This window comes from Flavobacterium sp. 102 (assembly GCF_003634615.1).
Lineage (GTDB): Bacteria > Bacteroidota > Bacteroidia > Flavobacteriales > Flavobacteriaceae > Flavobacterium.
On the sequence record NZ_RBKX01000001.1, the window covers coordinates 3,239,239 to 3,257,208 of the forward strand.

General features: G+C 37.0%; 16 protein-coding genes. 6 read left to right on the top strand and 10 right to left on the bottom strand.

Annotation, left to right across the window (positions count from 1 at the left end; genetic code table 11):
* Nucleotides 1–57 precede the first annotated feature (57 nt).
* Nucleotides 58–549, top strand: coding sequence for a hypothetical protein (locus tag C8C84_RS14305; protein WP_121314295.1), 492 nt, complete (start codon nt 58–60; stop codon nt 547–549).
* A gap of 47 nt (nt 550–596) precedes the next feature.
* On the opposite strand, the gene C8C84_RS14310 is transcribed toward C8C84_RS14305, so the two are convergent.
* Nucleotides 597–1,022: a hypothetical protein gene (locus tag C8C84_RS14310; protein ID WP_121314296.1), complete on the bottom strand. Its 426-nt coding sequence runs from the start codon at nt 1,020–1,022 to the stop codon at nt 597–599.
* Nucleotides 1,019–2,152, bottom strand: coding sequence for an N-acetyl-alpha-D-glucosaminyl L-malate synthase BshA (bshA, locus tag C8C84_RS14315; RefSeq protein WP_121314297.1), 1,134 nt, complete (start codon nt 2,150–2,152; stop codon nt 1,019–1,021). Before bshA ends, C8C84_RS14310 begins: the two co-directional genes overlap by 4 nt.
* 185 nt (nt 2,153–2,337) lie before the next feature.
* Between bshA and C8C84_RS14320 the strand changes: the two genes are divergently transcribed.
* Entirely contained in the window at nt 2,338–2,733 is a 396-nt protein-coding gene (locus C8C84_RS14320; RefSeq protein ID WP_121314298.1) for a hypothetical protein, read from the top strand.
* 313 nt (nt 2,734–3,046) lie between these two features.
* Here C8C84_RS14320 and C8C84_RS14325 read toward each other — a convergent pair whose 3' ends face one another.
* The 8 genes from C8C84_RS14325 to C8C84_RS14360 form a co-directional block, all read right to left on the bottom strand.
* Nucleotides 3,047–6,049, bottom strand: coding sequence for a glycoside hydrolase family 3 N-terminal domain-containing protein (locus tag C8C84_RS14325; protein ID WP_121314299.1), 3,003 nt, complete (start codon nt 6,047–6,049; stop codon nt 3,047–3,049).
* A gap of 10 nt (nt 6,050–6,059) precedes the next feature.
* On the bottom strand, nt 6,060–6,542 hold the full coding sequence (locus C8C84_RS14330; RefSeq protein WP_121314300.1) for an ABC transporter ATPase: 483 nt from the start codon (nt 6,540–6,542) through the stop codon (nt 6,060–6,062).
* 33 nt (nt 6,543–6,575) lie between these two features.
* Nucleotides 6,576–7,367: a (Fe-S)-binding protein gene (locus tag C8C84_RS14335; protein ID WP_121314301.1), complete on the bottom strand. Its 792-nt coding sequence runs from the start codon at nt 7,365–7,367 to the stop codon at nt 6,576–6,578.
* An 84-nt stretch (nt 7,368–7,451) separates the two neighbouring features.
* Complete coding sequence (locus C8C84_RS14340; RefSeq protein ID WP_121314302.1) at nt 7,452–7,898, bottom strand: phosphoheptose isomerase; 447 nt, start codon at nt 7,896–7,898, stop codon at nt 7,452–7,454.
* A 134-nt stretch (nt 7,899–8,032) separates the two neighbouring features.
* A complete protein-coding gene (locus C8C84_RS14345; RefSeq protein ID WP_121314303.1) occupies nt 8,033–9,340 on the bottom strand; it encodes a (Fe-S)-binding protein in 1,308 nt (435 codons plus the stop codon).
* A gap of 10 nt (nt 9,341–9,350) precedes the next feature.
* Nucleotides 9,351–10,307, bottom strand: coding sequence for an MlaD family protein (locus C8C84_RS14350; protein ID WP_121314304.1), 957 nt, complete (start codon nt 10,305–10,307; stop codon nt 9,351–9,353).
* Nucleotides 10,308–10,358: 51 nt separating this feature from the next.
* Entirely contained in the window at nt 10,359–11,510 is a 1,152-nt protein-coding gene (locus C8C84_RS14355; protein ID WP_121314305.1) for an N-acetylmuramoyl-L-alanine amidase, read from the bottom strand.
* A gap of 31 nt (nt 11,511–11,541) precedes the next feature.
* Entirely contained in the window at nt 11,542–12,663 is a 1,122-nt protein-coding gene (locus C8C84_RS14360; RefSeq protein WP_121314306.1) for an N-acetylmuramoyl-L-alanine amidase, read from the bottom strand.
* A 131-nt stretch (nt 12,664–12,794) separates the two neighbouring features.
* Between C8C84_RS14360 and C8C84_RS14365 the strand changes: the two genes are divergently transcribed.
* The 4 genes from C8C84_RS14365 to C8C84_RS14385 all read left to right on the top strand — a co-directional run bounded on the left by C8C84_RS14365 (nt 12,795) and on the right by C8C84_RS14385 (nt 17,969).
* Nucleotides 12,795–15,464, top strand: coding sequence for a putative LPS assembly protein LptD (locus tag C8C84_RS14365; protein WP_370453649.1), 2,670 nt, complete (start codon nt 12,795–12,797; stop codon nt 15,462–15,464).
* 27 nt (nt 15,465–15,491) lie between these two features.
* Nucleotides 15,492–15,872, top strand: coding sequence for a RidA family protein (locus C8C84_RS14370; protein ID WP_121314308.1), 381 nt, complete (start codon nt 15,492–15,494; stop codon nt 15,870–15,872).
* 395 nt (nt 15,873–16,267) lie between these two features.
* On the top strand, nt 16,268–16,828 hold the full coding sequence (locus tag C8C84_RS14380; RefSeq protein ID WP_147406870.1) for a hypothetical protein: 561 nt from the start codon (nt 16,268–16,270) through the stop codon (nt 16,826–16,828).
* A 187-nt stretch (nt 16,829–17,015) separates the two neighbouring features.
* Complete coding sequence (locus C8C84_RS14385; protein ID WP_121314311.1) at nt 17,016–17,969, top strand: Fic family protein; 954 nt, start codon at nt 17,016–17,018, stop codon at nt 17,967–17,969.
* The last annotated feature ends 1 nt before the right edge of the window (nt 17,970 follow it).

The following is a 17,970-nucleotide window of genomic DNA, read 5'->3' on the forward strand; positions in this document are numbered from 1 at the left end:
TTGTTACTACAATTTCGATTTTATTCTTTAACAAAAACAAAAATTAATTCAAGAATTATGAAAAAATTATTTCTAAGTGCCTTGATGCTAGTAGGATTAGCATTCAGCACACAAGCTCAAGACATTTCAAAGAATGCATTAGGATTGCGTTTAGGAGACAATGATGGTTTTGGTGGTGAGATATCATACCAAAGAGGTTTAGGAAGCAATAATCGTTTGGAATTAGACTTAGGCTGGAGAAACAGTAAAAATGTTGATGCTTTCAAATTGGTTGGTTTGTACCAATGGGTTTGGAATATTGATGGTGGTTTTAATTGGTACGCCGGTGTAGGTGGTGGTATCGGAAGCTGGAGTTATGACCAAGGTGGTTTTAGCGATAGCGGAACAATCCTTTTGGCTGCCGGAGATATTGGTATAGAATACAACTTCAAAGAAGCGCCAATTCAAATATCTTTAGATTTCAGACCTGAGATTTATTTCAACTCTGACGATTACAGAGAAGATAGTTTTGGTCCGGACATCGCTTTAGGTATTCGTTACAAATGGTAATCCATATTACGTAATATAAAAAATCCCACCTTAATCGGTGGGATTTTTTATTTAATCACTATTGGTTTCTTCGAATTGATCTTGATAATCGTATAAGGAAAAGAAATATTCTCGTCGGCTAAATCCGGTTCAGTGCTCTTTTGAGTGTCTTTGACATAGACTTCAATATTAGTAGCGGTTTCAATTACTTTTTCCACTTTAATTCTGTTGTAACTTTCCTTTGTTGGTCCCGAGTTCAGAATAATAAAATTACTGTTGGTCGTATCGTCCTTGCTTATTTTTTTACGCAAAGTTTCATCTCCTAATAACATCATGATTTCCTTTGGCTCAGTCAAAATTTCATAAAATTTGATGTTAGCACCGCCATCGTCATTAGTGGTTAATACTTCATACAATTGTTTGCTTACCGGTGCTTTCGTAGAAGAACAAGAAGCTAAAAACAATACTAAAAGGGCCGGAATTACTTTTCTCATTTGGTGTCATTTATGGCTTGAAGGTACAGATTTTCATATAACGGAAGTATTTTTTTGATATCAAATTGTTTGGCTACATCTAAAGCATTGGCTCTAAACTGACTTAAAGTTTCGTCGTTAGCCAATATTTTCAAAGCATTTTCGGCCATATGGTCTACATCGCCAACATTACTCAGGTAACCTGAAACACCATCAAAATTCACTTCAGGCAAACCACCGGAATTGCTCGATATTACCGGAACGCTCCATGCCATTGCTTCCAAAGCAGCCAAACCAAAACTCTCAGTTTCTGACGGTAGTAAAAACAAATCGGAAAAAGATAAAATTTGGTCAATTTCGTTACTGTTGCCAAAGAAAATCACTTTGTCTTGAATACCCAATTCTTCACACAATTGCTCCGCTTTGGCTTTTTCAGGACCATCGCCCACCATCATTAGCTTGGCCGGTATTTTTTGTTGGATTTTATAAAAAATCTTAATGATATCCGGAATGCGTTTTACCCTTCGGAAGTTACTGATGTGTGTCACGATTCGCTCTTCCTTTTTCGCCATGACCGAGCGCTGACAAGAGATTAAACTCTCGTTGCGTATTTTATCCAACTCAATAAAATTGGGAATCACGTGAATTTCCTTTTTTATATTGAAATGTTTATGCGTATCGTCTTTCAAACTTTGGGAAACCGAAGTCACTATGTCCGATTTATTGATACTGAAAGCGACTGCCGTTTTATATACCGGATGATTGCCTACCAAAGTAATATCGGTTCCGTGCAATGTGGTCACCATGGGAATCTTGATGCCTTCACTTTTCAACATTTGCTTGGCCATATAACCGGCATACGCATGTGGAATGGCATAATGCACGTGTAACAATTCGATTTTGTATAATTTCACCATATCAACCAACTTACTGGACAGCGCCAATTCATAAGGTTGGTAATGAAACAACGGATATTCAGGAACGTTTACTTCGTGGTAATGCACATTTGGATTTAAAAGCGCCAAACGCACCGGTTGTCTGTAGGTTATAAAATGGATTTCGTGACCGCGATGGGCCAATTCCAGTCCGAGTTCTGTGGCAACGACACCGGAACCTCCAAATGTAGGATAACAAACTATTGCTATTTTCATACTGTGTTTTTCGTATCACGAAATTAAGGAAAAATAAAGCGCTTTATCCCTAAGGACTGTTAAAATGATTTTCAAATAAAAACGCTGCTTTGACTGCTTGTGGTATTTTTAGTATATTAGCTAAGGAAATGGAATGGATATACTACCTAATTAAGCTACCATTTTCATAACTTATACATTTAAAAATGAAATATCTAAAAATATTGGTCTTCCTCCTTTTTGCTTTCACCACTACTAACGCTGTAGCCCAAAAAACTAGTGCAGAAAAGATATTGGGTTGTTGGACTTTTAAAAAAATAGAATTTAATGGCAAATATGATTTTTCAGAAGAGCTGATTCTGCAAACTCAAAACACTGTGGTGTGTTTTAATGCTAATGGAAAATTCATTACAACCAATGCTAAAAAGAGCTCTGAACCCATTAATGGCAGTTACAAAATTGCTGACGATGGAAAAACATTAAGTCAAAAAAGAGATTTGTCGGACGAAGGTTTTGATGAGGATGCTGAAATTGAATTTCTGAATGATGAGAATCTTATTTTTAAACTTGAATTCGGAACTATGTATTTTGAGCGAAAATAAAAACCGAAGTTAACAACCGTTTACATCAATTTCCTTTCTTCGGATTTAGCTTATTCTCCCAAATAAAATTCTCATATTCCTACAAAAATTAAAACCATCTGCATCAGTCGTCAAAATGATGCTGATGAATTGATCAACTGAGCCTGATGAGTTGGACAAATGATGCTGATGAATTGAACAACTCATCAGGTACTTCCTGAAGCCTTGTATTTACTAGTGTTCCCAAAGGTAAAAATGGCTTTTTCCAAATTAACAGTCGGCCTTTTCGATTTTGGTATTTTGTAGGAAGAATTTTGGCGGTTTCAGCCTACTATTATTTCTCCATAATCGCTTCCTGAATCACTTTCTGAATGTCTTCTCGGATGTTTTCTTTTGAAAGTGTGTTGGGCAAATTTGAATCCGGGAAAGTTCTGTTGGATAAGAAGATGTAAACGATTTCTGTTTCAGGATCAGCCCAAGCAATGGTTCCCGTAAAACCGGTATGGCCAAAACTCGACATCGAAACACAACCACAAGTTGGTCCGGCGCCATTAATCTGCGGTTTGTCAAATCCTAAACCACGACGGTTGCCTTCGGCACAATAATGACAAGTATTAAAGGTGTCAAAAGTTTGCGTAGAGAAATATTGAACGTTACCGTAACTTCCTTTTTGAAGGTACATTTGCATCATTTTGGCCACATCCAACGAATTCGAGAAAATCCCGGCATGTCCGCCTACTCCATTTTCCATCGCCGCTTCCATATCGTGAACATAGCCTTGAATGGTATCGTGACGGAAATAAGAATCGATTTCAGTTGGCGCAATCACACTTTTGTCAAACTTCTGCAAAGGATTGTATAAAGTGTTATTCATTCCTAAAGTCTTGTAGAAATTGTCGTAAGTCAATCGGTCTAAAGATTTTCCGGTGGCTTTCTCTAAATATTTTTTGAGGATGATAAATGTAAAATCACTGTATTTGTATTCCTTTTTGTCCATTAATGGGCTGTTGATGATTTGTTTCATGATGCTGTCATGGTAATCATCACGTAGGTACAAACTATCGGAAACTCTTTCGGTAAATCCGGCAGTATATATTTTTCGATAGTATTTTTCCATTGGTTTTTTATCGGCATCAACTGTAGCTTTATAGAACGGAATCCACGCTTGCATTCTGCCGTAGTGTGACATCAACTCTTTGAAAGTCATGTGTTGCTTATTGGAACCTTTAAACTCAGGCAACATTTCGTCAAGCTTTGTTTCTAAAGTTACTCTTTGATGGTCGTATAGTTGCATGACGTTAGGCAATGTCGCTACCATTTTGGTCAAAGAAGCCACATCATACAAATCGGTATTCTTGACTCTGGTTTTGTTTTCATAAGTATGGTGACCAAAAGATTTTTGGTAAATGACTTTGCCTTTACGAGCTACCAAAACCTGCACTCCAGGTGTCATTTTACCGTCTATGGCTTTGTTGGCTATCTTTTCGATTTGGTTCAATTTTTCTGAACTCATGCCAACATTTTCCGGTGTACTGAAACCCAAACGATCCAATTTGTCTGTGGCAAAACCATCGCCGGCTTTGAAAGTGCTATTGATGGAAACCGGTAACATTCCTTTAGCAGCTATAGCACCAAAAATCAACTCGGCTGAAACTTCTTGAGCAATATCCCCATTCTGATAAGAAACAATTACGCCTTCGATTTCCTCAAAATTTACAATTCTGGAAAGCGAATAAGGTTTGGCAAAACAATCGATAATCACTTTCTTTTTGGCAGCAATAGAGTCGATCAATTGTAATTCAGGAACCGTCAATTCAGGCGAACGCCACCAAGATTTATCCGATTTGTGGTAACCAATGATTACCATTTCATAATCGGTTAGTTTGGTCATCAACGAATCTAAATTAGCATCAGCGACTTCGGTAACTTCAGTATATTTTTTCAACGTAGAAACAAAAGAGCTGTTGGTATCATCACCTAGTTTCACGTAAGCAATCTTTTGGTTTAGATTTCTAATCGGCAATACACCATCATTTTTCACTACGGTAACGGCATTTTCATACAGTTCGTATTGCAAACTTTCATTCGATTTCGGATTCAAATCTTTGGCTAAGTTGATTCCTTCTACCGGTTCGTATTTGCTTAAACCAGCTTTGAATTTGTAACGTAAAATCTTCTTCACTGATTCCGCCAAACGACTTTCAGAGATAATACTATCTTGGTAAGCTACGCAGATTTTCTCTACAGCCAGCGGTACGTTTTCGGCAAAAAGGAGAACATCATTTCCGGCTAAAAAAGCTTCTAAGTCGATATCTCCCGGTTTTTTGAAATTACTGGCGCCTTTCATATTCAAGGCATCGGTAAAAATCAAACCATCAAAAGCCAATTCTTTTTTGAGTAAATCAGTAACTACAGGCTGTGAAATAGAGGTTGGATAATTCTCTCTCGGCTCCAAACTTGGCACATTCAAATGCGCTACCATAACTGAAACCAAACCTTCATCAAACATTCTCTTATAAGGATACAACTCTACTTTTTTAATGTGTTCCAAAGTTGCATTGACTACCGGCAAAGCGTGATGCGAATCGGTTGAAGTATCGCCATGACCGGGAAAATGTTTTCCGGTCGAAAAAATACCTTGTCCTTGTACGCCTTTCATTAAAGCGATGGCATGTTCGGTTACATTGACTTTGTTTTCGCCAAAAGAACGATAACCTATAATAGGATTTTTAGGATTAGTATTGATGTCTAAAACCGGTGCGAAATTGAAATGCACACCCATTCTTTTACTTTCTTTGCCCATGGCCACACCAACTTTCTCTACCAATTTCAAATCTCGAATAGCGCCTAATGTCATATTGAAAGGATAACGAAAAGTAGAATCCAAACGCATGCTCATTCCCCATTCGGCATCAATTCCGATGAACAAAGGCACTTTGGCTAAGGATTGGTATTGGTTGCTGAGTCGAGACTGGCGTTTTGGTCCGCCTTGAAAGAAAATCAAACCACCGATTCTATAATCGCGCACCAACTTTTCGATTTCGGCTACATGCGCTGCATCTTTGTTAGAATAAGCGGCCACCATAAACAATTGTCCCACTTTTTCTTCAAAAGTAAATTGATTGTAGATACTGTCAACCCATTTAGTTTCAGCTTCGGTTTCAGGGAAAAAGTTTTTTCGTTCGGTTTGAACATAGGAAACACTATCTTGATCCGGAATCGCTGTTTCGGTCTTAACCAAAGGCACATTGGTCTTATTACTTTTGGTGGAAGAACAATTGGTTACCAAAAATAACAGTGCCGCGAATAAGCCTATTCTGAACAAAAAATATTTCATTAAATAAAGTTTAAAAGAAACGACTGTGCCAACTTTCGCCAGCCGGAACTTCCCAATTGTCGTTGAATTCTTCAATAGAATTGACTAAATTATTGAAAACAATAGTATTGGCAGTTACTGCTTTCTCTTTGGCCATTCGTTTGAAATCAATCAGCGATTTGTGGGCGATGTGTTCACCGTTTTTGAACGTTACGTTCATTTTATCAAGTAAATCTACTCCATATTTTTGTTCTAAACTTTGGATAAAAGCTACCGATGAATCAATGGAACAACCTGTCGCTTGTTGCACTTCTTGATTTACGGCAAAAATGACAAATCGGTTGTATTTTAATAAATAAGAAGCTTCCAAACCGGTTCCGTGAGCAGACCAATTTTCGACAAATGCTTTGATATCATTCTCGATTTCGGTCATCTCGTCGTCTGAAAATTTGCGATTGGATTGGTAAATCCAAATTTTGGAATCTTCGGGTAAATTTTCAAATGGAACGTACATGGGAATTGTGAATTATAAATTATGAATTACGAATTATAAATCTTGAGCGTTAGCAATTAATTCAGCGATGTCCATTACTTTGACATTGGCTTCTTTTTCTTTGGCTTTGACACCATCAGTCATCATTGTGTTACAAAACGGACAACCTGCTGCAATGATTTCCGGTTGGGTTTCTAAAGCGTCTTCCGTTCTTTCGATGTTGACCTCTTTGTTTCCGGGTTCGGCATCTTTGAACATTTGGGCACCACCGGCACCACAACACAAACCATTGGCACGAGAACGCTTCATTTCGACCAATTCAGCATCCAATTTTTGGATTAAATCCCTTGGCGCTTCATAGATATTATTGGCACGACCTAAATAACAAGGATCATGAAATGTGATGCGTTTGCCTTTAAATTGTCCGCCTTCGATGGTTAATCTACCGGAATCTAATAATGATTTCAGAAACTCAGTATGGTGAATCACTTCGTAAGTTCCGCCCAATTCAGGATATTCGTTTTTTAAAGTATTAAAACAATGCGGGCAAGCCGTTACGATTTTTTTTGCTTCGTAAGCATTCAAAACCTCGATGTTCATCATGGCTTGCATTTGGAACAAAAACTCATTTCCGGCGCGTTTAGCCGGATCGCCTGTACAACTTTCTTCGGTTCCCAAAACGGCAAACTCAACATTAGCACGGTTTAAAATACGCACAAATGCTTTGGTAATCTTTTTTGCTCTGTCATCAAAACTGCCGGCGCAACCTACCCAAAATAACACTTCGGGTTGTTTGCCTTGAGCCATCATTTCTGCCATTGTTGGCACGTTTAATACTTCTGACATTTTTTTATGTTTATTTGTTTGTTCGGTTATTTGGTTATTCGGTTAAACATTTTAAATAACCAAATCCACAAATAACCGAATCATTTACTCATGGTGCTCGTCGTCGAACACTTGAATGGTTACTTCTTTGTCTACTAAATCGGTGAATTTTCCTCTGTATCGGGTGGCTTTTACCAAGTGATTGTCAATCCAGTGGTAGTTTCCGCCGCGTGGTTTTCCGAACAAGATTCCGTGGTATTTGAAACCGTGTTTTTTTAACCAAATCTCAGTATATTCTCTGTGTGCTTCTGTACGCGATGTAAAGAAAAATATAATATGTCCTTCATCGAACCATTTGTTTAAAGTGACTAAAGCATCCGGATAAACCTCTGCTGTCAGCATTCTTTCAGGCTCTTCATTTGGGATATCGTCACAAACGGTTCCGTCGATATCAATTAGGTAATTCTTAATTCCTTCAGGTAAAATAGGACTTAAATGCTGTCCGTTTTCAGTGATGCTTTGCAAGTTTTTGTCAATGTCTTCCGCTTTCATTTTTTTACTTTTAATAATGTTTCAAATTCATTCGACAAATCCTCAAGCCTCACAATTATGAGAATTTATCAGGGTTATAATGGATGCAATAAATTACATCCTAATTCAGACGCGATAAACGCATCAATATTTGTTTATACTTCGTCTTTCCAGTTTAATCGGTCTTGTTGGTTGTATTGCCAAGGCGCACCGTTGTTTTCGATATTAGTCATCATCGCGTTTAATGATTGCGGCGCTGCACTTTGCTCCATTACTAAATACCTTCTCATATCCATGATGATGGATAACGGGCTGATATTAACCGGACATTCTTCTACGCAAGCGTTACAAGATGTACACGCCCAAAGTTCTTCGGGAGTGATGTAATCATTTAACAACGATTTGTTATCGGGTACAAAAACCCCTTTATTAGCATCGATATTTTTCCCTACTTCTTCCAAACGGTCACGCGTATCCATCATGATTTTACGGGGCGACAATTTCTTTCCGGTTTGATTCGCCGGACAAGATGAAGTACAACGACCGCATTCGGTACAAGTATAAGCATTCAAAAGTTGCACCCAATTCAAATCTTGCACATCGGAAGCACCAAACTTACTCGGCACCGCGTTTTCATCCAACGGTTGCGCGGCAAAAGGATCAGCATTTGGATCCATCATTAGTTTCACTTCTTTGGTAACACTTTCTAAATTGTCGAATTTGCCTTTGGCATTTAAATCGGCGAAATACGTATTTGGAAATGCTAAAAGAATGTGCAAATGTTTAGAATAATATAAATAGTTCAAGAAAATCAAGATTCCAATAATATGCAACCACCAAGCGGCTCTTTCAATTATTTCCACTTGAACAATTGATAAAGAACTAAACCATGGATTAATGTATTGTGAAATGATATTCCCTGAATTTGTCGCTTGAAATGACAAATCGGTAGCATTCATGATTAAAAACAACGACATCAACACGATTTCGAAATAAAGGATTGTATCGGCATCTTTCTTTGGGGCGCCTTTCAAATCGGAACTCGTGAATCTTTTTAATTTGATTACATTTCTACGAATCCAAAACGCCACGACTGCTACTAAAACCAATACGGCTAACACTTCAAACGAACCAATTAAAACACCATAGAATCCACCTAAGAAGGAGAAAACTCGGTGTGTTCCAAACAAACCGTCGATGATAATTTCTAAAACTTCTAAGTTGATAATTACGAAACCAACATAAACAATGATGTGCAAAAATCCCGCGATTGGTCTTTTCACCATTTTGGATTGCCCTAAAGCAATCATTGCCATATTTCTCCAACGGTCTGAAGGATTATCGGTGCGATTGACATCATGTCCCAAGTTGATATTGCGTGTTAGTTTTTTTACGTTTTTGGCAAAAAAACCAATTCCCGCAATGAGAATGATAGCAAAAAGTATGTTGTCAATATACATCATGGCTTAGATTTTACTTTTTATTGATGGTGTCGTTTACTGGTGCTTTGTACGGTTTGTTTTTCTTTCCAAACAAAGAAACATTTACATATCTTGTTGGGTTCAAACGCAAATCTTGTAAAAGCAATTCGAGTTCTTTAGAGCTTTTGGCGAAATTATTATACAAAGCTTCATCTTTGGCTAATTTGCCTAAAGTTCCTTTTCCTGCTTCCATATCAGCCATGATTTTATCAACACTGGCTAATGTTTTCTCAAGGTTTTTAACTGTTTGTCCTATATTGGCTTTCGCCAAAGAATCAGACATGGTTTTTAAATTAGCGGATGTTTTGTCAAAATTGGATACCGTTGAAGCAATTTTAGTCTTGTTTTCTGCCAACATTTGATTCACACTGGTCGAAGCTTGTTTGAATTCAGCCAAAGTTGCATTTAGGTTTTCTAAACTGCTCCTTAAATTCTGTTTGGTTTTTTCATCCAATACTTGGTTTACGCTGACCAACATGGTGTTGGCGTTTTGCAACACTTTATCGAGTTTTTCTTTAATGGGTTTGATTTGATTCGAAACTTCCTCTGTCAAACCCAATTTGTTGGCCGACTTGAAAAAATCACCGGAAACGGCTATTTCTGAGGTTTCTGTATTGGGTAAAATAGCGATTTGTTTTCCGCCGATTGGTCCGGGAGAATACAATTCTGCCACACTGTTTTTAGGGATTTTAAAATCGCCGTTGATTTGCAATTCTACCAAGGAAGTCCAGTCTTTCTGTAATTCGATAGAATTTACTTTACCAACGACTAATCCGTTAATAACAACCGGTGAAGAAGTCGCCAATCCGTCAACATTACTATATTTCACATAATATTTATGGTAGCTTGACAACAAGTCTCTTCCTTTTAAGAAACTATAACCCCAAATGAACAATAAAATAGAAGCAATAACTAAAATTGCCGTCTTGATTTCTCTAGTGATTTTCAATGCTAATTGTTTTTTGGCAAAGTTAAAATAAAATACTAAAACTACTTATTATTATTGCTTTAATGCTTCTTGCACTGAAACTTTTTTTCCGTTTTTGAAGGCGATTACAAAAGCTGATGTAAAACCTTTGGCTTTGGCTTCGGCCAATAATCTTTTAGCTTCGTCATAACTAGTGGTTTCTCCATACATGTATTTGTATAAAGAACCTTCGCTTGAAACCGAGATATTGTTTAACCCTTTGAAATTACTTGGTACCGTTTCTAATTTGGTACCACTGGCTGATAGTTGCACTTTGAATGTGGCTACGCCGGAATTTACAACAACTTCAGGTTTTGGCTCTACCTTTTTGATTTCCGGATTTTTCACGACCGGTTTTGTCGTTGCCTGTGAATCAATTTTTACCGTTTCGATTTTTTGAGAAGGTTTAACATCCTCAGCATCACCTGAACCGTAAAACTCTTTTTTGTAATTGATAATGGCATTGGCTATGGCTTCAGCATATTCATTTTGTCCTGCTTCAGAATCTAATCTTGCGCCTTCTGCCGGATTGGAAATAAAGCCCATTTCTATCAATACTCTTGGCATGTAAGCTTTGTGCAATACCATAAATGGCGCTTGTTTAACTCCCCGGCTTTTACTGCTGACATCGTCTATAAAATGGCTCTGGATTTTTCCGGCTAAAGCAATACTGTTTTCCAAATATTCTTCCTGCATTATAGTCAAGCCAATCATGCTCTCAGGAGATTTTGGATCATAACCCTTATACTTTTGTTGGTAATCTTTCTCCATCGTGATTACTTCATTCTCTTTCTTTGCTGCTTCAAGATTGGAAGCATTTTTCGACATACCCATTACATAGGTTTCAGAACCACAGGCGGCCGAATTTTTGTTGGCATTACAATGAATGGAAACAAAAATATTAGCATCAGCTCTGTTGGCGATATTGGCGCGCTCAATCAAATCGACAAAAGTGTCATTCTTTCTCGTGTAAATCACTTCTATCCCGGATTTGCTTTCTAAAATCTTCCCGACTTTAAGCACTACTGCCAAAGCAATTTTCTTTTCTATATGTCCGTTGTAAACCGCACCAAAATCATGATCGCCGTGACCGGCATCAAGTGCTACTTTAAATTGACCCGATTGGGCAAAGGCCAAATTGGAAATAAATAATAAAATCGTACCTACTAACGTAATTCCTTTCATTGGTTTTATCAATTTCAAAATATCTAATAAATTATTTTATGGCTGCCGTTTTTCCGTTTACAGTGGTAACAATAAACGCATCAGCAAAGCCATTTCTTTTGGCAATTTCATTTAACTTTTTGGCTTCCTCTAGACCGGAGCAACTTCCGTAAAAATACTTATATAAACTATTTTCAAAGGTAAATGAAATATTTTTCAGCCCTTTAAAATCGGACGAAGTGATGTCTCTTTTTTTGGAAGTCGCAAACAATTGGATTTTATACAATCCTTCTTTTGAATCAGCAGTTGAATTTTCTTCTGTCTTAATTGCAATTGTTTCTTTTACTTCCTTTACATCGGGCATATCCAAATACTTTGCATTCTCATTATTATTGTAGGCTTCATTTAAGTACTCTTTTTTATACTTTATGATAGCGTCTGCGATTTGTCTCGCCATTTTATTTTGGCCTTCATCTGAATTTAAAAACTCACCTTCTTCTTTATTAGACAAAAAACCCAATTCAATTAAAACACTTGGCATGTAAGCCGCATCCAAAACCCATAAAGGTTGCTGTTTCACACCTCTAGATTTGCGTTCTAAATTATGGGTGAAATTATCCTGAATCTTCGTTGCTAAATCGATGCTGCTATTCAAGTTTTCTTCTTGCATCATCGTCAAGCCAATCAACGACTCTGGTTTTTTCGGGTCAAATCCTTGATAGGTTTCTTTGTAATTGTCTTCTAATAAAATAACAGAGTTTTCGCTTTTGGCTACTTCTAAGTTCATACCACTGCGAGACAAACCCATCACAAAAGTTTCTGTTCCTGCAGGCGTCTGATTGGCCACCGAATTACAATGGATTGAAACAAAAAGGTTGGCGTTGGCTTTGTTAGCCACTTTGGGTCTATTCACAAGCTCTATAAAAACATCTGTTGTACGCGTGTAAATTATCTTGATATTCTTATCGTTTTCTAACAGTTTACCCACTTTCAAAGTGGTTTTAAGTGCGATTTCTTTTTCTACAAAACCATGGTAAGAATTGCCGGGATCTTTTCCGCCATGACCGGCATCTAGTATCACTGTGAATGCTTTATTGGTTTGTGACCATGCCAAACTACAAACGAACAACATCGAAACCATCGAGAAAAGAATGTTCTTATTATTTAATTTCATTTGTAAAAGTTAATTTTAATTAAAACCCGGCGGTCATAAATGTAATATTTACCTATTTTTGACCGAAAATATTGTTTAAGTTTGCCACGTCAAAAACCAAGCCATATTTCTACAAAAATAGCATTAAACCTTTGCAAAGAAACTTATTTAATATCGTTTTTTTAACAATTTTCCTAACATTGGGAAACGCGAAAACATATTCACAAGATTTACCTCCAAAAAGCAATCCTTTCCCGGCTAAAAACCAGACAGATAGCACTAAAATTGAATTAAAAGACTTGACCAAAGTGATTGATTCAACTAAAAAAGACAGTATAAAACCTAAGAAAGCGCTATTAGATGGTAAAATCAGAAGGAAAGCACTCGATTATGAGAAGTTAGACCAAAAGAAAAAAACAATCACGCTTTACAACAAAGCCGAAGTTTATTATCAAGATATCGAATTGAAATCGGGTATCATTGTCATTGATTACCAAAAAGATGAAGTTTACGCCGGAAGAATCAAAGATTCGCTAGGCAATCTTTCCCAAAGACCGGTTTTTAAACAAGGTGCTAATGAGGTTGAACCGGATTCTATTCGCTTTAATTTAAAAACCAAAAAAGCTTTGGTCTGGAATTCAAGAAGTCAGCAAGGTGAAATGAACATCAAAGCTGCGATTACCAAAAAGGAAAACGACTCTGTCTACTTTATGAAAGGTGCTCGTTTTACCACCGCCAAAGACATTGACAATCCTGAGTATTATTTCCAGACCGACCGAGTAAAACTGGTTCCCGGGAAAAAAGTTGTGGTGGGCATCACCAATATGGTAATTGCCGATGTGCCAACGCCAATTGCGTTACCGTTTGCCTTTTTCCCAATGTCTGACAAAGCGCGTTCGGGTTTGATTATTCCAACCTATAACGACAGTAATACTCGTGGTTTTTCGCTACAAAATGGCGGTTATTATTTTGCCTTGAGTGAGAATTACGACTTAGCGATTTTAGGCGATTATTATACCAACGGTAGTTATGGTTTTCGATTTGAATCGTCTTATGCCAAAAAATATAAGTTCCTCGGAAATGTGAACATTCGATTTGAAAATTTAATCCAAAGCGAAAGAGGTTATCCCGACTATTCTAGAGCCAACAATTATAACATTCAATGGTCACACTCTAAAGACGGAAAGTCGAATCCGAACTCAAGATTTTCTGCTTCGGTAAACTTAGGAAGTAGTCAGTATTTCCGCCAATCTTTAAATCAGATGAACGTGAGTTCAGGGTTGAATAATACTTTGAGTTCTTCGATTTCGTATTCTAAGACCTTCAATTCCGTTCCGCAAGTCAACCTCTCATTGACTGCAACCCATTCGCAAAATACCAATACGGAACAAATCAATATGACTTTGCCTACTTTGCAATTGAGTGTCGATAGGATTTTCCCGTTTGCGCCAAAAGAAGGTATCAAAAAAGGATTTTTCAAAAACATCAATCTACAATATAACCTAAGAGGTGAAAACAGAATTGAAACCACTGATTCACTTTTCTTCAAATCTGAAATGTTCCGCGATGCTAAAGTAGGTTTCCAACACAGTATTCCGTTGAGTACCAACTTTAAAATTTTCAAATACTTTAGTGCTTCTACTTCGGTGAATTATAATGAGGTTTGGTATTTAAAAACCATCAGAAAAGAATATGACGCCAATACAAATGAAGTAGTTGACACAGACATTCAAGGGTTTGATGCTTTTAGAACCTATTCGTTTTCTGCAGGTCTAGGAACTACGATTTACGGAACTTTTAATTTTGGCGAAAATAAAAAAATTCAAGCGATTCGCCATGTCATGAGACCCAACGTTTCTTACAGTTACACGCCGAGTTTTGAGAAATATTATGACACCTATGATCCGAATGGCAGCGGCACAATGCTAAAAGAGTACACCCGTTTTGATGGCGGTATTTTTGGTGCACCGGGGAAAAATATGTCAAACAACGTTGGCTTTAACCTGAGTAATACTTTTGAAGCTAAAGTAACCGATAAAGATTCAACCGCAACAGAACCCAAGAAAGTCATGTTGCTAAACAACCTGAATTTCTCAACCAGTTATGATATCACAGCCGATTCCTTGCGCTGGTCACCAATGCGTGTTAGTGGTGGAACACAGATACTGAATCAGAAGATGAATATCAATTTTGCCGCAACGCTTGATCCGTATGCCATTAACAATTCAGGACAAAGAATCGATACTTGGAATATTGACAATGGCGGAAGTTTGTTCAGAATGACGAGTGCCAATATGACTTTGAACTACTCTTTTTCGAGCAAAGACATGAATGGTGATAAAGAGAAGAAAAACGAACAAGGGAAACGAAATGGTGGTCGCGAAGATGACTTATTTGGAACCAATACCGATTTGAGTGACCGACGCCAGAGCCAATTTGAGGAAGATGATGGCGAAGAAAAACCACCAACAGAGTTTTTTAAATATGAATTGCCTTGGGACATGACTTTAGCCTATTCCCTAACCTATTCTAATAACAACCGAGAACAAGAAATCACCGGAAATTCGGTAATGATTTCGATGAATACCGATTTGACGCCTAAATGGAAAATTGGGGTATCTACGGGTTACGACTTTGTACAAAGAGGTGTGACTTTTACCCAATTCAGATTTGAAAGAGATTTGCTGAGTTGGCGTATGGATTTCAACTGGGTTCCTTTTGGTGACAGTGCCTATTGGGGATTCTTTATCGGAATCAAATCGGGTGTGTTGAGCGATATCAAATGGGATAAACGTTCGCTTCCGGATAGAACTTTGAGATAGATTTCAGAACGCAGATACAATAACATCATGAAAAAAATCATTTTTACAGACAAAGCGCCGGCGCCTATTGGACCTTACAACCAAGCGGTTTTAGTGGGCAATACTTTATACACTTCAGGACAAATTGCCTTGAATCCGACTACGATGGAATTGGTTTTAGACGATATCGAAACCGAAACCAAACAAGTGATGGAGAACATGAAAGCGGTCTTAGCAGCGGCTGATATGACTTTTGACCATGTGGTAAAAACAACCATTTTTATTATGGACATGGGTGATTTTGCCCGAATCAATTCGGTTTACGGCAGTTACTTTAATGAAGCTACTGCTCCGGCGAGAGAAACGGTTCAAGTAGCCGGTTTACCCAAAGGCGTGAATGTGGAGATTTCGATGACAGCGATTAAATAGAAGGCAGAAGGCAGAAAGCAACAGATTCAAAATAGACGAATCCTTTATTGTGCAAACGATGAAGGATTTTTTTTGACCCAAAAAACCAACTTTTCATCATTTTCAAGCCTTCGCAGCCATCAAACGAGCTTCGGACTCGAGCAAGAAAGCTTCGGACTCTCACAAATAAGTTTCGAACTGTGGCAGAAATGCTTCGGACTCCAACAAATGAACTTCGGAAGACCACAAACGCATTGCGGACATCCATTTTTTATCTTCTGACTGTCGCAAACGAATATCGGACTCCCGAAAAACAATAAAGGAATGATAAGTATAGAATTTTTATATATTTGAGAAAAACTTATTTGGGTTTAGTACTTATTGATAAGTTAGGGGCAAGTTTAAACACGTAATACTTGAAAAGAAAATTTGAAATACTAGACGGTTTACCTGCACATGGAGATATGTACATTTCAATTCCCGAAAATGGTTACAAACAATTTTCAGAAGGATTGGCAGTAAAGTTCATTAGAAAAGATAATAGTGAATGGGTTGGTAATTTTGAAAGAGGAAATTCTCAATTAAGGTTTGCTTCTGAAATAAAAGATAGTACAAACATTCTAATTATTGCTTTTGGAATTTGTTACATTATCGATATTGAAAATGTAAAACCAATCATTGAATTTGGACTTGACTATAAAGAGGTTTTTGAATATAAAAATCTTTTTGTTTTGATTGGCGAGTGTTCTATCTCAGTGGTAGAAGATATTGATAAAATTAACCATTTTGAGCACTTATGTTTCGATGGAATTACTAATGTAGAGTTAGGTGATGGAATTTTAAGAGGTGTACTAAATGAGTTTTGTCAATCTACAAAAGGTCTTGATAAGAGCAATTTCACTCTAAACCTTGAAACATTCGATTTTAATGAAACTCCACAAATCGTGTTAAACAAAAAGTGGTGGAAAATTTGGTAAAAACATGCTGCTAACAGCCGTTTGCAGCAACTGCTCGCTTGGGCTTTTCCCGAATTCTCCTTGGCTCCGAAGCATCCATAATTAATCTCCGTACCGAGATCGTGATTACAATCCACGACGTTGGCAACAATAATTTTGAACGCTCACGGAAAAAACCTATCTTTGATACTATCAAATGATATTATCAATGAAACCGCCTTACGACATTACTCCGAAAATTTTAAAACTAATAAGTTCGATTTCAGAGAAAATTGGAGCTGTTAATGCTAATTATCTTAGTAAGCAATCTCCACAACTTCGCAAACAGAATAGAATTAAAACAATTCATTCCTCTTTGAAAATTGAAGGCAATACATTAACGGAAGAACAAATCACAGCATTAATTGAAAACAAAAGAGTGATTGGACCAGAAAAAGATGTTTTAGAAGTTTTAAATGCTATCAAAGTGTATGAAAGATTAGAAAGCTATAAATTCTCTTCCGACAAGAGCTTTTTAAAAGCGCATCTCAAATTAATGAATGGATTAATTGAAAGTGCCGGAAAATATAGGACGCAAGGTGTTGGAATAATTAAAGGAACAAAGATTGAACACATCGCACCACCTTTTGAAAATATTCCATATCTAATGAAAGATTTGTTTGAGTATCTGAAAGATTCAGAAGAATTGACCTTAATAAAAAGCTGTGTGTTTCATTACGAAATGGAATTTATTCACCCATTTTTAGATGGAAATGGAAGAATGGGAAGACTTTGGCAAACTTTGATTCTAATGGCTGAATATCCGGTTTTTGAATTTTTACCCTTCGAGAATTTAATCAGCAAAACTCAGGATGAATATTATAAATCTTTAGCTTTAAGTGACAAGTCCGGAAAGTCAACTGTCTTTATTGAATATATGCTGGGTGTTATTGATAAGTCACTGGAAAGCTTACTCAATTACAATAATAGGGTTTTAAAAGATATTGATCGTTTGGAATATTTTTTAAACCTAGGCATAAAAGAGTTTAACCGAAAAGACTACATGAACATATTTAAAGATTTGTCATCTGCAACGGCAAGCAGAGATTTGAAAAAAGGAATTGAAATGACTATGTTTGAAAGTATTGGGAATCTCAACAAAACTAAATATATAGTAAAATAAT

Excerpts from the sequence above, each read along its gene's own strand:
- C8C84_RS14305 (WP_121314295.1), top strand. The coding sequence starts at position 58 with ATGAAAAAATTATTTCTAAGTGCCTTGATGCTAGTAGGATTAGCATTC.
- C8C84_RS14310 (WP_121314296.1), bottom strand. The coding sequence starts at position 1,022 with ATGAGAAAAGTAATTCCGGCCCTTTTAGTATTGTTTTTAGCTTCTTGT.
- bshA (WP_121314297.1), bottom strand. The coding sequence starts at position 2,152 with ATGAAAATAGCAATAGTTTGTTATCCTACATTTGGAGGTTCCGGTGTC.
- C8C84_RS14320 (WP_121314298.1), top strand. The coding sequence starts at position 2,338 with ATGAAATATCTAAAAATATTGGTCTTCCTCCTTTTTGCTTTCACCACT.
- C8C84_RS14325 (WP_121314299.1), bottom strand. The coding sequence starts at position 6,049 with ATGAAATATTTTTTGTTCAGAATAGGCTTATTCGCGGCACTGTTATTT.
- C8C84_RS14330 (WP_121314300.1), bottom strand. The coding sequence starts at position 6,542 with ATGTACGTTCCATTTGAAAATTTACCCGAAGATTCCAAAATTTGGATT.
- C8C84_RS14335 (WP_121314301.1), bottom strand. The coding sequence starts at position 7,367 with ATGTCAGAAGTATTAAACGTGCCAACAATGGCAGAAATGATGGCTCAA.
- C8C84_RS14340 (WP_121314302.1), bottom strand. The coding sequence starts at position 7,898 with ATGAAAGCGGAAGACATTGACAAAAACTTGCAAAGCATCACTGAAAAC.
- C8C84_RS14345 (WP_121314303.1), bottom strand. The coding sequence starts at position 9,340 with ATGATGTATATTGACAACATACTTTTTGCTATCATTCTCATTGCGGGA.
- C8C84_RS14355 (WP_121314305.1), bottom strand. The coding sequence starts at position 11,510 with ATGAAAGGAATTACGTTAGTAGGTACGATTTTATTATTTATTTCCAAT.
- C8C84_RS14360 (WP_121314306.1), bottom strand. The coding sequence starts at position 12,663 with ATGAAATTAAATAATAAGAACATTCTTTTCTCGATGGTTTCGATGTTG.
- C8C84_RS14370 (WP_121314308.1), top strand. The coding sequence starts at position 15,492 with ATGAAAAAAATCATTTTTACAGACAAAGCGCCGGCGCCTATTGGACCT.
- C8C84_RS14385 (WP_121314311.1), top strand. The coding sequence starts at position 17,016 with ATGAAACCGCCTTACGACATTACTCCGAAAATTTTAAAACTAATAAGT.